The sequence below is a fragment of the Cystobacter fuscus genome (assembly GCF_002305875.1).
GTDB classification, from domain to species: Bacteria; Myxococcota; Myxococcia; order Myxococcales; family Myxococcaceae; genus Cystobacter; species Cystobacter fuscus_A.
The window spans coordinates 2,828,683-2,843,344 of sequence record NZ_CP022098.1; the positions used below are offsets into that span (position 1 = coordinate 2,828,683).

At 69.8% G+C, this 14,662-nt stretch carries 12 protein-coding genes; 5 read left to right on the forward strand and 7 right to left on the reverse strand.

Going from position 1 to position 14,662, the window contains the following annotated elements:
- Nucleotides 1–40 precede the first annotated feature (40 nt).
- Nucleotides 41–2,257: a prolyl oligopeptidase family serine peptidase gene (locus CYFUS_RS11725; RefSeq protein WP_198316548.1), complete on the forward strand. Its 2,217-nt coding sequence runs from the start codon at nucleotides 41–43 to the stop codon at nucleotides 2,255–2,257.
- 53 nt (nucleotides 2,258–2,310) lie between these two features.
- On the opposite strand, the gene dps is transcribed toward CYFUS_RS11725, so the two are convergent.
- The 3 genes from dps to CYFUS_RS11740 form a co-directional block, all read right to left on the reverse strand.
- Nucleotides 2,311–2,787 (reverse strand): DNA starvation/stationary phase protection protein Dps, encoded by a 477-nt coding sequence (gene dps, locus CYFUS_RS11730; RefSeq protein WP_002626619.1) that lies wholly within the window; start codon nucleotides 2,785–2,787, stop codon nucleotides 2,311–2,313.
- A gap of 118 nt (nucleotides 2,788–2,905) precedes the next feature.
- A complete protein-coding gene (locus CYFUS_RS11735) occupies nucleotides 2,906–3,433 on the reverse strand; it encodes a carboxymuconolactone decarboxylase family protein (protein ID WP_095985303.1) in 528 nt (175 codons plus the stop codon).
- Nucleotides 3,434–3,439: 6 nt separating this feature from the next.
- Complete coding sequence (locus tag CYFUS_RS11740; protein ID WP_095985304.1) at nucleotides 3,440–3,994, reverse strand: peroxiredoxin; 555 nt, start codon at nucleotides 3,992–3,994, stop codon at nucleotides 3,440–3,442.
- 221 nt (nucleotides 3,995–4,215) lie between these two features.
- On the opposite strand from CYFUS_RS11740, the gene CYFUS_RS11745 reads away from it, so the two are divergent.
- Together CYFUS_RS11745 and CYFUS_RS11750 are read left to right on the forward strand one after the other, a co-directional pair.
- Nucleotides 4,216–5,838 carry a sigma 54-interacting transcriptional regulator gene (locus CYFUS_RS11745; RefSeq protein WP_095985305.1) on the forward strand — a complete coding sequence of 541 codons (1,623 nt, stop codon included), beginning with the start codon at nucleotides 4,216–4,218 and terminating at the stop codon, nucleotides 5,836–5,838.
- 55 nt (nucleotides 5,839–5,893) lie between these two features.
- Nucleotides 5,894–6,739 (forward strand): DUF3014 domain-containing protein, encoded by an 846-nt coding sequence (locus CYFUS_RS11750; RefSeq protein WP_232537504.1) that lies wholly within the window; start codon nucleotides 5,894–5,896, stop codon nucleotides 6,737–6,739.
- Between the two features lie 28 nt (nucleotides 6,740–6,767).
- On the opposite strand, the gene CYFUS_RS11755 is transcribed toward CYFUS_RS11750, so the two are convergent.
- Nucleotides 6,768–7,328, reverse strand: coding sequence for a helix-turn-helix domain-containing protein (locus tag CYFUS_RS11755; RefSeq protein ID WP_095985306.1), 561 nt, complete (start codon nucleotides 7,326–7,328; stop codon nucleotides 6,768–6,770).
- A gap of 170 nt (nucleotides 7,329–7,498) precedes the next feature.
- Between CYFUS_RS11755 and CYFUS_RS11760 the strand changes: the two genes are divergently transcribed.
- A complete protein-coding gene (locus CYFUS_RS11760; protein ID WP_095985307.1) occupies nucleotides 7,499–8,083 on the forward strand; it encodes a superoxide dismutase in 585 nt (194 codons plus the stop codon).
- 17 nt (nucleotides 8,084–8,100) lie between these two features.
- Here CYFUS_RS11760 and CYFUS_RS11765 read toward each other — a convergent pair whose 3' ends face one another.
- The 3 genes from CYFUS_RS11765 to CYFUS_RS11775 form a co-directional block, all read right to left on the reverse strand.
- Nucleotides 8,101–9,987: a PAS domain-containing sensor histidine kinase gene (locus CYFUS_RS11765; protein ID WP_095985308.1), complete on the reverse strand. Its 1,887-nt coding sequence runs from the start codon at nucleotides 9,985–9,987 to the stop codon at nucleotides 8,101–8,103.
- A 93-nt stretch (nucleotides 9,988–10,080) separates the two neighbouring features.
- Nucleotides 10,081–10,887, reverse strand: coding sequence for a GNAT family N-acetyltransferase (locus CYFUS_RS11770; RefSeq protein WP_095985309.1), 807 nt, complete (start codon nucleotides 10,885–10,887; stop codon nucleotides 10,081–10,083).
- A 6-nt stretch (nucleotides 10,888–10,893) separates the two neighbouring features.
- Nucleotides 10,894–13,314, reverse strand: a complete 2,421-nt coding sequence (locus CYFUS_RS11775; RefSeq protein WP_095985310.1) for a transglycosylase SLT domain-containing protein — start codon at nucleotides 13,312–13,314, stop codon at nucleotides 10,894–10,896.
- Between the two features lie 216 nt (nucleotides 13,315–13,530).
- Here CYFUS_RS11775 and CYFUS_RS11780 point away from each other — a divergent pair, with 216 nt between their 5' ends.
- Nucleotides 13,531–14,640, forward strand: a complete 1,110-nt coding sequence (locus tag CYFUS_RS11780) for an AAA family ATPase (RefSeq protein WP_095985311.1) — start codon at nucleotides 13,531–13,533, stop codon at nucleotides 14,638–14,640.
- Nucleotides 14,641–14,662 lie beyond the last annotated feature (22 nt).

A 14,662-nucleotide genomic window follows, 5' to 3' on the forward strand; every position in this document is an offset into this window, starting at 1 on the left:
GCGTCGGAAATACGCTCCCGGGCTGATAGGTTCGCGCGCCATGCGAACCCCTCTTGTTTCCGCTGTCGCGTGCGCCTTCTGGCTCACGCACTGCAGTCATGCTCCGGAGCCGCGGGAGGCGCCCGCCCCCAGCGCTCCGTCTCCCTCCGCCGCCACGCCCGTCAGCGCGCCCAGGGGCCTGAGCTATCCGGCCGCGCGCAAGGACGACGTGGTCGACGACTATCACGGCACGAAGGTGGCCGACCCCTACCGCTGGCTGGAGAACCCGGACTCGCCCGAGTCCCGTCAGTGGATCGAAGCGGAGAACCAGCTCACCTTCGGCTATCTGGAGAAGATTCCCCTGCGCTCGCGGCTCAAGCAGCGCATGACGGAGCTGTGGGACTACGAGCGCTTCTCCGTCCCCTGGAAGGAGGGCAGCCGCTACTTCTTCTTCCGCAACGACGGCCTGCAGAACCAGTCCGTGCTCTACACGGCGGACTCGCTCTCGGCCGAGCCCCGGGTGTTGTTGGATCCCAACACGCTGTCCGCGGATGGCACGGTGGCGCTCTCCGGGCAGGACATCACCGACGACGGCAACCTGCTGGCCTATGGCGTGGCCACCGCCGGCAGCGATTGGAAGGAATTGCGCGTGCGTGACGTGCGCACGGGCAAGGATCTGCCGGACATCATCAAGTGGGTGAAGTTCTCGGACGCCTCGTGGACCCGGGACGGCAAGGGCTTCTTCTACAGCCGCTATGACGAGCCCAAGGCGGGCGAGGCGCTCAGCGGCTCCAATTACTACCAGAAGCTCTACTTCCACCAGCTCGGCACGCCGCAGAGCCAGGACACGCTCGTCTACGAGCGCAAGGATCAAAAGGAGTGGGGCTTTGGGGGCCACGTCACCGACGACGGGCGCTACCTGCTCATCAACGTCTCACGGGGCACCGAGCAGAAGAACCTGGTGTTCTACAAGGACCTGAAGGACCCCAAGGCCAAGGTCGTGGAGCTGCTGCGCGACTGGGACGCGGACTACGACTACATCGCCAACGACGGCACGCTGTTCTGGTTCAAGACGGATCTGGACGCGCCCCGCGGCCGCGTGGTCGCCATCGATCTGCGCAAGCCGGAGCGCAAGGAGTGGAAGGAGATCATCCCCCAGGGCGAGGAGACGATCGCCTCGGTGGACATGGTCAACGAGCTCTTCCTGCTCAACGTGATGAAGGACGCGCACTCGGTGGTGCGGCGGGTGTCGCGTGACGGCAAGCCCCAGGGCGAGCTCGCGCTGCCGGGCCTGGGCAGCGTGTCGGGCCTCAACGGCAAGCGTCAGGACACGGAGACGTTCTACTCGTACTCCAGCTACACCTCGCCGCCCACCGTGTACCGCTACGACGTGAAGTCGGGTCAGAGCACGGTGTTCAAGGCGCCCCAGGTGAAGTTCGATCCGTCGCAATACGAGACGGAGCAGGTCTTCTTCCAGAGCAAGGACGGCACCCGCGTGCCCATCTTCCTCAGCCACAAGAAGGGGCTGAAGTGGGATGGGACCACGCCCACGCTGCTGTATGGCTATGGCGGCTTCAACGTCCCCCTGACGCCGGGCTTCAGCGTGGCCAACCTGGTGTGGATGGAGCAGGGTGGCCTCTACGCCGTGGTCAACCTGCGCGGCGGCGGCGAGTACGGCCGGGAGTGGCACGAGGCCGGCACGAAGCTGCGCAAGCAGAACGTCTTCGACGACTTCATCGGCGCGGCCGAGTACCTCATCGCCCAGAAGTACACCTCCACGCCTCGGCTGGCGATCTCCGGTCGCTCCAACGGCGGGTTGCTCGTTGGCGCGGCGGTGACGCAGCGGCCGGACCTCTTCGGCGTGGCGCTGCCCGGCGTGGGCGTGCTCGACATGCTGCGCTTCCACAAGTTCACCATCGGCTGGGCGTGGACGAGCGACTACGGCTCCGCGGAGAACCCGGAGGAGTTCAAGGCGCTCCACGCCTATTCGCCGCTGCACCAGGTGAAGCCCGGCACGCAGTACCCCGCCATGCTCGTGCACACCGCGGACCATGACGACCGCGTGGTGCCCGGCCACAGCTTCAAGTTCACGGCGGCCGCCCAGGCGGCGCAGGCCGGTGAGGCCCCGGTGCTCATCCGCATCGAGACCAAGGCTGGCCACGGCGCGGGCAAGCCCACGAGCAAGATCATCGAGGAGTACAGCGACCTCTGGGCCTTCTCGTTGGACCAGATGGGCGTGGGCCGCACCCAGTCCGTCGCGGGCACGCAGTCACCCTGAGGCTGGAGAGGTGAGGGGGTGGGCAGGCGGGTTCATTCCCGCGTGCCCGCTTTTCAGCTCTCGAGCGAGGCGCGCAGGAACCACGCGTGCTTCTCGAACTCGGTGATGATGCCGGTGAACAGGTCCACGGTGTCCGTGTCCTGGTGCTGCTCGGCCGCCTTGCGGCTGTCGCGCAAGCCGACGAGGTAGCCTTCGATCCGCTCGGCCAGGAGCTTCACGTGCTCCAGGTCCTTCGTCGTCTCCTGCGGGTAGTCCGCCAGCCGGCTCGTCTTGGCCACGTAGCGGCTGGTGCCGTAGGCCTTGCCGCCCAGTGTCACGGCGCGCTCGGCCACCGAGTCGTTGTGGTTGGCCAGGCTCACCGCGAACGTCTCGAAGAGCGGATGGAGCGCCGCGAACTGCGGGCCCTTGATGTTCCAGTGCGCGACCTTGATCTGGCTGTGCAGATCCAGGCCGTCGGCCAGACGCGCGTTGAGCTGCTCGACGAGGGCGGCGCGGGACTGCTCGGGAAGGGGGCTCGGGCTGCGGTACATGTGGATGTCCTTTCTGAAGAGTGTGGATTGGATGCACGAGGGCGCAAAAGGAAGCGCCCCCCGGTGGTGATACCGGAGGGCGCTTCTGGGAAGCCCGCGCGATGGGGAACTGACGGCTTTACGACTCGAGACCGACCGCCGCCGCGTGGATGACCGAGGCGATGCGGATGGCATCGTTCACCTGATCCTCGGAGATGCCACCGTCGATGACGACCTTCTCGTGCGACTGCACGCACATCTCGCAGCCGTTGATGGCGCTCACCGCGAGGCAGACGAGCTCGAAGTCCACCTTGTTGGTGAGCACCTGCCCCAGACGATTCATCCGCAGACCGGGCCGCTTGGTGGAGTAGGACTCCTTGCCCACCATGTGACGGAACCGGTAGTAGATGTTGTTCATCCCCATCAGCGAGGCCGCCGCGCGGGAGTCCTCGATGACGGGCTCGGCCTGCTCGCCGAGGGCCTGGCGGGCCTCGTGGAGAATGGCCTTCTTGAGCAGCTCGTTGCGCGAGGCGTAGGCACACGCCACGGCCACGCCCCAGCGCTGAGTGGGGGTGAGGCTGTTGTTCTCCAGCACGGACTGGAGGTTGAGGCGGGTGTCCTTGTGGGCATCCGCCAGCTCACCGCGAACGACTTCGAGCGACGCCATGACGCCTTACCCCGCCTTCGCCAGCTTGGTGGTGAGCGTCTCCTCGCCCTTCTGCCAGTTGCAGGGGCACAGCTCGTCCGTCTGGAACGCGTCCAGCGTGCGGAGCACCTCGCTCACGTTACGGCCCACCGACAGGTCGTTCACCGACACGTGCCGGATGATGCCCTCGGGGTCCGCGATGAAGGTGGCGCGCAGGGCCACGCCCTCGTCCTTGTGCAGCACGCCCAGCGCCGCGCTCAGCTCGCGCTTGATGTCCGCCAGCATCGGGAAGGGCAGGGCCTTGAGGTCCGGGTGGTGCGTGCGCCACGCGTGGTGCACGTACTCGCTGTCCGTGCTCACGCCGAGGATCTGCGCGTTGCGATCCTGGAAGTCCTTCTCGCGCTTGCCGAACTCCGCGATCTCCGTGGGGCAGATGAAGGTGAAGTCCTTGGGCCAGAAGAAGAGCACCGTCCACTTGCCCTTGTAGGAGCTCTGGTTGATGTCCTTGAACTCCTTGCCCTTCTCGAGGCTCACCACGCCCTTGAGGTTGAACGCGGGAATCTTGTCGCCAACGGTCAGCATGTTCTTCGACTCCTTGGATGGGGGCCTGCTTGCTTCCAGGCCCGGGTGGTGAAGTTCGTGTACTCTCAAAGCAGCCGCCGTGCCAGAACACGTCCTTCGTGATTCCAGGGGGTTGCTGCTCCCCCGTGTTCCAGTCGGTGCCGCCGGGACGGTGCATACCGAAATAACGGTGTCCGGCGCCACTGACATTTCGGTGCCGCCCCGGTTATCTACGTAGACGTATGGCGGATGACATCGTTGCGGTGGCACGTGCGGAATGGCGCGGGGAAGCCCGGGACCTGGTCGAGCTGGCGACCTCGGAGCGGCCGGTGGCGGAGCTGCTGCGCCGGGGGCTGGAGTGGCTCACCCGGGTGGTGCGCTTCGATCTCGCCACGCTCTTCTTGCTGCGAGAAGGAAAGCTGGTGGCGGTGGTGGCCCGGGGGCCCCTGGCGAGCGAGCGGGTGCGCCGGCACGAGCTGCGGCTGGCGGACTTCCCCTCGCTGCGCCAGGCGCTGGAGACGCGGCGGGCGCGGGCCTTCACGGACGAGGACCACTCGCATGGAGATGGGGACCCGTTCGACGGGGTGTTGGACCTGCCGCCCGGGCACTCGTGCATGGTGGTGCCCCTGTGCGCGGCGGAGCGCTGCTACGGGCTGCTGACGTTGGATAGAACCGAGTGCGAGACGTATCCGCAGTCGGTGGTGGATCTGGTGGAGGTGTACGGGCAGATGCTGGCCACGTCGCTGCAGGAGGTCGAGCAGAAGAGCTCGCTCGAGCGGCTGCACCAGCGCGAGCACGAGCACGCGCGGCTCTTGGAGTCCCAGTTGGGCGGGGACGAGGTGGGGGTGTTGGAGACGTCGCGCAGCCCGGTGGTGCGCGAGCTGGCGATGCGGGCGCGGCAGGTGGCGGAGACGGACACGCCGGTGCTGTTGCTGGGCGAGACGGGCACGGGCAAGGAGCGGCTGGCGCGGGCGGTGCACCGCTGGAGCACCCGGGCGGAGGGGCCCTTCGTGACGCTCAACTGCGCGGCCATTCCCGAGGGGCTGCTGGAGAGCGAGCTGTTCGGCCACGTGAAGGGCGCGTTCACCGGGGCCACGAAGGACCGGGCCGGGCGCTTCCAGATGGCGCACGGGGGCACGCTCTTCCTCGACGAGGTGGGGGAGATGCCGGTGGAGCTGCAGGCCAAGCTCTTGCGCGCCCTGCAGGAGAAGACCTTCGAGCCGGTGGGCAGTGACAGGACGGTGCGCGCGGACGTGCGCATCCTCGCCGCCACGCACGTGGACCTGCGCCAGGCCCTCTCCCAGCGGCGCTTCCGCGAGGACCTCTATTACCGGCTGAGCGTCTTTCCCCTGCGGCTGCCGCCGTTGCGCGAGCGGTTGGAGGACCTGCCGCTCCTGTGTGCCTTCCTCCTGGAGGAGCAGGCCCGGAGGACGGCGCGGCGGGGGATGAAGGTGGCGCCGGAGGGGCTCGCGCGCCTGGCGGCCTACGACTGGCCGGGCAACATCCGCGAGCTGGCCAACGCCCTGGAGCGTGCCACCATCCTCTCGCGCAAGCGGGAGCTGGGCGCCGAGTCCTTCGACGTGCCCGCGCGGGCGCCCGAGCCGAAGCGTCCGTCCGAGCCCGCCCCCGCCCCCGTGCCCGTCTCGCAACACGTGGAGGAGGGCTCCGTGGCGACGCTGGAGGAGGTGCAGCGCCAGCACATCCTGCGTGTGCTCGCCCGTACGCAGGGCCGGCTCTACGGCCCCGGGGGTGCCGCGGCGCTGTTGGGTCTCAAACCCTCCACGCTGCAAAGTCGCATGAAGAAGCTGGGCATCACGCGCCTGGAGCAATACGTCGCCACTCCGTCGTCCCCTCCCGGGAAATAGCGCGGGAGGCGGGCCGTTGGCCCCGTACGCCGCTGTCCTGGAGGAATGAGGAACCATGAGCGATCCGATGCCGCCGCCCTCGTCGTTCGGCCCGCCCCCGGGCGCCTCGAAGCCCCCGCCCTCGCGCGCGCCGCTGATCGTGGTGCTCCTGGGCGTCGTGGTGGCGCTCGCCATCGTGGGCTACTCCTGGTGGAAGGGCCGCCAGGCGCCGGTCGCCGAGCCCACGCCCGAGCCCTCTCCCCCCGTGGCCACGGCGCCGGATGCCTCCATTGATGACGTGCCCCCGCCGCTGCCTCCCCTGGCGGAGAGCGATGCCCGCGTGCGCGAGCTGGTGGGCCTGCTGTCCCCCCTGCCCGAGCTGCAGAAGTGGCTGTCCTCCACCGAGGACCTGGTGCGCCGCTTCTCCTCGGCCGTGTCCAACATCGCCGAGGGCCAGAGCCCCCGCTCCGCGCTGTCCTTCATGGCCCCCGTGGGGGACTTCCAGGTGATCCAGCGCGAGCGCCGCCTCTTCATCGCTCCCGAGAGCTTCGCCCGCTACGACGGCGTGACGCGCGTGTTCACGTCGCTCGACACGTCCACCAGCGCCATCACGTACAAGGCGCTCCGGCCCCTCATCCAGGGGTCCTATCTGGAGATCAGCCGCCCCGGACAGCGCTTCGAGCAGACGCTCGCCAACGCCATCCAGCGGATGCTGGACACCCCCGTGCCCGAGGGCGACGTGGAGGTGGTGGACGCGCCGGGCGGGGTGAACTTCAACTACGCCTCCGAGCAGCTCGAGGGGCTCAGCGCCGCGCAGAAGCACCTGGTTCGCATGGGGCCCACCAACGCCCGGGCCATCCAGACCAAGCTGCGCGAGCTGCGGGACGCGCTCGCCCTGCCGCCGCCCTCCGCCTCGCCGTGAGGGGGGACGCGCCGGGCAGCCGGCGCGCTCAGATGCCTCCGGGGGCCAGCACGACGATGCTGAAGGCCACCAGCGGCTTGTCCCCCTTGTTGCGGTAGGTGTGCTTCTGGTCCCCCCGGAAGACGAGCACGTCGCGCGCCTCGAGCGTCCACACGGAGCCGACGGTCACCAGCTCCAGGGTGCCGCTCTCGCAGGTGAGGTATTCCCGCGTGCCGGGCGTGTGCGGAACGCCCACGAGCACGCCGTCGCCGGGAAAGTCCATCCGCTCGATGATGAGGCCCGGCAGGCTGTCCGGCAGCACCCGTTCGATCCGCACGTTGCCCTTGGTGCGCGAGGAGAGGCTCGCCCGCTTGACGAGCCGGGCCTCCTGCCGGGGGGCGCCGAGCAGCTCCTCCACCGTGGTCTGCAACGACGACGCGACGCGCAACAGGACCGACAGGGTCGGATTTCCACTGCCCGACTCCAGGTGGGTCCACGTCGCGCGCGGCACGCCCGCCAGCCTGGCGATCTGCTGCTGGCTCAGGCCGCGTGCGTCGCGCAGCGCGCGCAGGTTGCGCGCCAGGTTCTCGGAGGTGCGCTCCATGGCCATGGCTGCCTCTCCCGTCCGGCTCTCCCGTGACATCCCCGTGGCCCCTTCCCCGTCCGTCCGCGCCATCTCATTGGCGACCGGACAATTTATTGACCAGGCCGCTGACATACGGACCGCATGCCGGTAGAGCAAGGGCAGCTTCAGCGTACCCACGACGAAAGGACGTTCCCATGCCGTTCACGTTGCCCGAACTGCCCTACAACAAGGATGCACTCGCCCCCCACATCAGCGCGGAGACGCTCGAGTACCACCACGGCAAGCACCATGCCGCGTACGTGACGAACCTGAACAAGCTGCTGGAGGGCAAGCCCGAGGCCAACCAGTCGCTCGAGCAGGTCATCCTCAGCAGCGACGGGGGCGTCTTCAACAACGCCGCCCAGGTGTGGAACCACACCTTCTACTGGAACTGCATGAAGCCCAACGGCGGCGGCAAGCCGACGGGTGACCTCGCGGACGCCATCAACCGCGACTTCGGCTCGTATGAGAACTTCCGCGAGCAGTTCTCCAACGCCGCCGCCACGCAGTTCGGCTCGGGCTGGGCCTGGCTGGTGCTCGACAAGGACAAGCTGGCCATCACCAAGACGGGCAACGCGGACCTGCCGATGAAGCACGGCCAGAAGGCGCTGCTGACCATCGACGTGTGGGAGCACGCCTACTACATCGACTTCCGCAACGCGCGCCCGAAGTACATCTCCACGTTCCTCGACAGCCTCGTCAACTGGGACTTCGTCACCCAGAACCTCAAGACGCGCTGAGCGAGGCGCTCGCGGTGTCAGGCGCCCGGCGCGTGGGTGGCGCCGGGCGCGTGGCGCGGGAGGCGGAGCGTGAAGGTCGTGCCCTCCTCCGGTGAGGAGCGGACTTCCACCTCGCCCTGGTGCCCCCGGACGAACTCCCGGACGATGAAGAGGCCCAGCCCCACGCCCCCCGAGGCCCGGCGTCCGCCGCGGCCTCCGGTCCGGAAGGGCTCGAAGAGGTGGGGCAGCAGGGCCGCGTCGATGGGCCTGCCGTGGCTGTTCACCTCCAGCCGCTGCTCTCCGGCGGCATCCCAGAGCTGGATGGTGATGGGGTGGGACTCGTCGCCGTGCTCGATCGCGTTGCCCACCAGGTTGGAGAAGACCTGCGCCAGTCGGTCCGCGTCCCAGTGGCCCTGGGTGTCGCCCTCCACGGTGAGCTGGATGTGGCGCCGCGGGTAGATGGCCGCGAACTCGTCGAGCACCCGGCGGCACACCTGCTCCAGGTCCACGGCATGGCGCACCACCGGGAGGGCCTTGTCGCGCGCCCGGACGCTGTCGAGCATCTGGCGCGTCAGCCGGGTCATGCGCCGGGTGGTCTCCTCGATGCGCGAGAGGGTGGTGTGCTGCGCCGGGGTGAGGTTGGGGGACTGCGCCAGCATCTGCGCGGACAGTCGGATGGCGGCCAGCGGGCTGCCCAGATCATGGCTGACGATGCCGAGGACACGCTCGACGAGCCGTGCCTCCCGGGCCGACTCCTCCTCGCGCCGCTTGTGCTCGCTCACGTCCATCATCGCGCCGATGAGCCGCTCGGGCCGTCCCTCGGGGCTCCGGTCGATGTGGCCACGCTCCAGCACACACGCGTAGGTGCCGTCCGCCCGCCGGAAGCGGTACTCGCTCGACCAGTGCTCTTCCCGGCCCTCCATCGCGGCGTGCAGGGCGCGCAGGATCCGCGGCTGATCGTCCGGGTGGATGCGCTCCCTCCACCAGCCCGGTGACGTGCCGCACTGCTCGGGTGCCTCGCCGAACACCTCTCCGAGCACCGTGCTCCAGTTCATCTCGCCGCTGCCGAGATGCCAGTCCCACAGCACCTCCCGGGTGGCGCGCGCCGCCCACCGGTGGCGTGCCTCGCTCTCCTGGAGTGCTCGCTCCAGGTGCTTGCGCTCGGTGATGTCCCGGGAGATGCCGAACAACCCCGTGACGGCTCCCGTCTTCTCGTCCCGCAGCACCCCCTTGGTGCACAGCCACACCCGCTGGCCCGCGACATCCTCGTCCTCGTACGTCAGGGGCCGCCGCGCGGCGAGCACCTCTTCGTCATGGGCCCGCGTGGCGCTCGCATCCTCGGGCTGGAAGATGTCCTGGTCGCCATGGCCGATGATGTCCGCCGGCGAGACGCCCATCGCGCGCGCTCCCTCGGGGTTGATGAGCGTGTAGCGCCCGTCGAGATCCTTGGCGAAGATGGCGTCCGGGGCGCAGTGGATGACCCGCTGGAACAGCTCCCGATCGCGCCGCAGCGACTCCGTCTCCCGCCGCTCGGCGGTGATGTCGCGGATCCACAGCATCAGGTGCCCGGCGCGCTGGGCCGCGTCGATGTGGAAGACGACCCGGTCCTCTCCCTCGCCATGGGTCAGCTCGGTGGAAAGGCTTCCCTCGTCCTCGAGCGAGTCCTCCCAGCGCAGCAGCTCGCGCACGAAGGGCTCCTGCTTGTCCTGGTCGAGGATGTCCCGCAGGCGCAGGCCCGGAAACAGGTGCGCGTCCGGCACCAGGCGCCGGGTGGCGGGATTGGCCTGGATCCACAGGGCATCCTGGAGAGGCGTCTGGGAGTTCAACGCCAGTCGCAGCAGCACCATGCCGTAGGGCGCGAGCGCCCAGAAGGAGCTCGTCACGGCCTCGATGCTTTCCACTCCCCCCACTGCAATGGCTCGCATGCGAAGACCCTAGCGCGCTCCTTCCGCCAGCTTGAATCGACCCCGGGTCTGATACCAGTGTTCTTCGTGAAAACAGTTTTCCAGGAAAGGCGTTCACCGGCCCACGGCGGGTGGCGCCATGTAGAACTGGAAGCGGGTCACGGGCCGGTAGCCCATGCGGCGATAGACGGGCAGTCCCGCGGGAGTGGCGTGCAGCACCGTGCGCTCCAGGCCCCAGGCGCGATGGGCCTCGGTGAGTGCGTGGCGGATGATGGCCTCGGCGCAGCCGAGCTTCCGGTGGGGGGCGAGGGTGGCGACCATGGACACGTAGGCGACGTCGTCCGCGCGCATCACGGCCGCGCAGCTGGCGGCCTGCTCGAGGCGGTAGCCGACGAAGCCCAGGTTGTCGCCGGAGAACATCGCCGGGACATCGAACACCTGGCGACCGGTGGCCAGCGCCACGTCGTAGCTGAGGGAGTTGAGGTCGGCGAGGTCACCCCGCACGCGCGCGTCACTCGCCGCGCTCATCTCCATGCGGGGCAGGGGACGGGCGGGGGGAAGCAGCCGCTCGGCGACCATGCCGGTGGCCACCACGCTGGGCGACAGGCCCAGGGGCGCGAACAGGGACGCCGCGCGCGCGCGCAGGGCGGGCGGAACCCAGTCCTCGCACAGCGCGAGCATCCAGCCCTGTCTCCGGGGCATGAAGTAGCGGGCGGCGGCGGTGGCGGCGTGGCTCAGGCCCGACTCCGTGTCCACCGGGGCGGGCAGGAAGGCCGCGTTGAGCATGGCCCAGGGAACATTGCTCGCCGCGATGCACACCTCGGGCTGGTCGAGCACCTCGCCGGTGGGACTGCCACGGGCGAAGAAACGCCAGGCGTCTTGGAAGCGGGTGTTGGACTCGTGGATTTCTTCTGGGGACATGGGGGCTCAGCGCGAGCCCGCATTATTGGAACCCCGGTCTCCAAAGGCCAGTGTCGTGAGCGAGCCCGAGTCATAGAGGAACTGGTAGGCCGCCGCGCTGCCCAGCACCCGCTTGACGTACAGGCGCGTCTCCTCCACGGGGATCTGCTCCACCCACTCGTCCAGCTCGGCGTCGGGGAAGCGGGAGATCCACCGGTCCACCGCGCCCGGGCCCGCGTTGTAGCTGGCCACCGCGTACGCCAGGTTGCCGGAGAAGCGCCGCTGGAGGCCGCCGAGGTACGCCGAGCCGAGGCGGATGTTGTGGTGCGGCTCGAGCAGGGCGTCGGGCGTGGCCAGCGTCAGCCGCAGCTCGCGCGCCACCACGGAGGCGGTGGCGGGCATGAGCTGGGCGAGCCCGAGCGCTCCCGTGGACGAGCGCGCCTTGGGATTGAAGGCGCTCTCCTCGCGCATGAGCGCCTGCATCAGGTCCGGGTTCACCCGTGCCGAGCGGCAGTGACGCACCACCAGCTCGCGGAAGGGCTGGGGGTAGGCCGCCGAGTAGATGAGGCGCGTCTCGGCCTCGGTGGGCGCCGCCAGTCCCTCGCGCCGGAAGGCCCAGGCGATGGGGCGCGCATGGCGCTCGTTGCCCGAGGCGCGCAGCAGGTGGAAGAGCAGACGGATGGACTCCTCGTCACGGCCCTTGCGATCCACGGCCAGCAGCTCCGCGGCCGCCTCGCGGTGTCCGAGCCGCAGCATCTCCAGGCCGGTGACGAAGTGCGCGTCCTTCATGAGGGCGCCGGCCTCCAGGGGCCACACCTCGGCGGGGCTGGTGGGCTGACGCAGCCGCGCGACGATGGCGCTCGTGCGCTCCGGGGCCTCGTGCGCCAGGCGCGAGCGCGCCAGCAGGCCGTACCACGTGGCCGCGCCCTCGGCCGCGACGCGCTCGAGCAGCGCATGTGCTTCCACCGCGCGGCCCAGGCCGGGCAGCAGGCGCGCGCGCCAGTAGCGGGCTCGCTGCACGAACTCGTGCGTGGAGCCCGTGCCCCGCAGGGCCTCGATGCGCGTGAGGGCCTCGAGCGCCGCCTCGTTCTTGCCCTCGGCGCGGTACATCCAGAAGCGCTGGAAGAGGGCCTCGGCGGCGAAGTTGCCCTCCGGGTAGTTGGCGATGAGCTGATCCAGGTAGCTCACGGCGGCGGCCTTCTCCCCGCGCTCCTGCGCCTTGCCCGCCGCGTAGAAGAGGGCGTCATCGGCATAGGGGTGCTGGGGGTAGTCGCGCGCGAGCTGGAGGTAGGTGTTGATGGAGCTCTCCGGCTCCACCACCGACTCCGAGTAGCCCAGCACGTAGAGGGCGCGGGGCCGCAGCGCGGCGTCCTGGCACTGCTCGGTGACGGGCCGCAGCACGCGGATGGCCTGGGAGTGCTTGCGCTCCTTGCGCAGGGCGGTGCCGTAGGCGAAGTGCGCGCGGCAGGCCAGCTCGTCGGGCAGCTCCAGCTTCGGCAGCAGCCGCCCGAGCGTGTCCATCGCCTCGCGGTTCTGGTGCAGCGACAGCAGCGTCTCGGCGCGCGCCACCTTCCACTTGGGCACGTAGGGCAGGTCGCGCAGGCCCTTCACCGCCGCCGTGGCCTCCTTGGAGAAGGGGTGCAGCGCCCATACCGCGAGGTGCGCCCGGTGCTCGCCGTTGTAGTCGGCCTGGTAGCGCGCCAGCCGGGCGATGGTGAGCCACGCGGCGGCCTGATCCGGGTCCCCCGGCCGGGGCGTGTCCGTCTGGACGATGGGCGTGAGGGCCGCCACGGCCGCGGCGTAGTCGCGCTTGCGCTTCTCGAGCAGCGACGCCATGCCGAAGCGCGCGTCGGTGTAGCGCCGCGCGCCGGGCTTCACGGCCTCGTAGTGGGCGATGGCCTCCGTCCACTTGCGCTGCTTCTCGTACGCCCGCGCCGCCTCGAAGTGGCAGTAGTCGCTCATCACGGGCCAGTCCTGGGCGAGCCCCTCGAGCTCCTCGGCCGCCACGGCCCACTGTCCCTGGCCGAACGCGCTCATCGCCCGGAGGTAGCGCACGGGCGCCGTCGGCGCCTCCTTGTCCAGCAGTTGCCGGGCGACGCGGTAGCGGTGCTGGTCGTACGCGCCCTTGGCCTGGGCGAGCACGCCCTCGGCGAAATAGGAGGAGAGGCTCGTGCCGTCGAGCTTGTGCACCCATTTGCGCTCACCCGGCGCCACCGGTTCCGCCGGGCCGAGGGTGAACTCGGGGGGCGCCTCCTCGTCCTCGCTGTCGAGCGAGGAGTTGAGCTGGGGTTTGGCCGAGGCGCTCTCGGCGAGGTTGGAGATGTCCGCGCCGCCGGGCGCGGTGGGCGGGGTGAGCGCGGCGGGTGCTTCCGCCCACACGGGCGACACCCAGAGCGCGGCAACCAGCGACCATTGCTTCCATCCGAGCGTCGTGTCTTGCAGTCCCACACCATTCCCCTGGTCGAGGCCCGAGCCGTCAGTGAGGGCCTGGAAATAGGAATGGCGGGGAAGGCTGGGGAGTGAGGGAGCGTGCGTCTTCTCAAGCGGGCGTTGTCCGGTGCACGGCACACATTCGCTCCATGGGCGTGGCGGGCGGATTCACATGGGGTGCGATGTTGTCTCGTGAACCCGACAGGGGCCGCTCATGTCATAGGGTAGGGCGCCATGCCCATCACCCAACTGGAGGTCGCCGGCTACCGCTCGGTGCGCAGGCTCGTGCTCCCCGTGGGGCCGCTCACCGTCATCGTGGGGCCCAATGGCAGCGGCAAGACGAACCTCTACCGCGCGCTCCACCTGCTGTCCGAGGCCGCCGAGGGTCGGCTGTCGCGGGCGCTCGCGGAGGAGGGCGGGGTGCCCAGCGTGCTGTGGGCGGGCGCGCGCGAGCGGGGGCCCTCGCTGCTGACGGTGGGCGTCAGCTGGGAGGAGCTGGAGTACCAGCTGACCCTCGGCGCGGTGCCGCCCCAGGTGGACGAGAGCGGTCAGCCCTTGAGCCTCTTCAACCTGGATCCCGAGGTGAAGGAGGAGCACCTGTGGGCGCTGGAGGGCCGGCGGCGCGTGGTGCTGCTGGAGCGCAAGGAGCGCACGGCCTTCCTCCGGGACGCGCACGGCGAGCGGGTCACCTATCCGTTGCGGCTCTGGGCGGGCGAGTCGGTGCTGTCGCAGCTCGCCGAGCCCCACCGCTTCCCGCGCCTGGCCGAGGTGCAGGGCGCGCTGAGGGGATGGCGCTTCTACCACCACTTCCGCACGGACCTGGAGGCGCCCCAGCGCTCGCCGCGGATGGGCGTGCGCACGCCCGTGCTCGCCCAGGACGGGAGCGACCTCGCCGCCGCGCTCCAGACCATCCTCGAGGTGGGAGACGCCGGGGGCCTGGAGAGCGCCGTCTCCGAGGCCTTTCCGGGCGCGCGCCTGGAGATCCAGGCCCCTCGGGGACGCTTCAGTCTGCTGCTGCACCAGCCGGGGTTGAAGCGTCCCCTGTCCGCGCGCGAACTGTCGGATGGTACGTTGCGCTACCTGTGCCTGCTGGCGGCGCTGATGAGCCCCCGGCCCCCGGCGTTCCTCGCGCTGAACGAACCGGAGACGAGCCTCCATCCGGACCTGCTCGAGCCCCTGGCGGCGCTCATCGTGAACGCCTCGCGCGACAGCCAGGTGTGGGTGACGACCCATGCGGAGCCGCTGGCCCGGGCCCTGGCGCGGCGGGCGCGGGTGGAACCCCTCCGGCTGACGAAGGAGGGGGGAGCCACCCGGGTGGTGGACCCGGAGATGTCCGAGGACTGACACAGAACGTGCAACCCCGCGG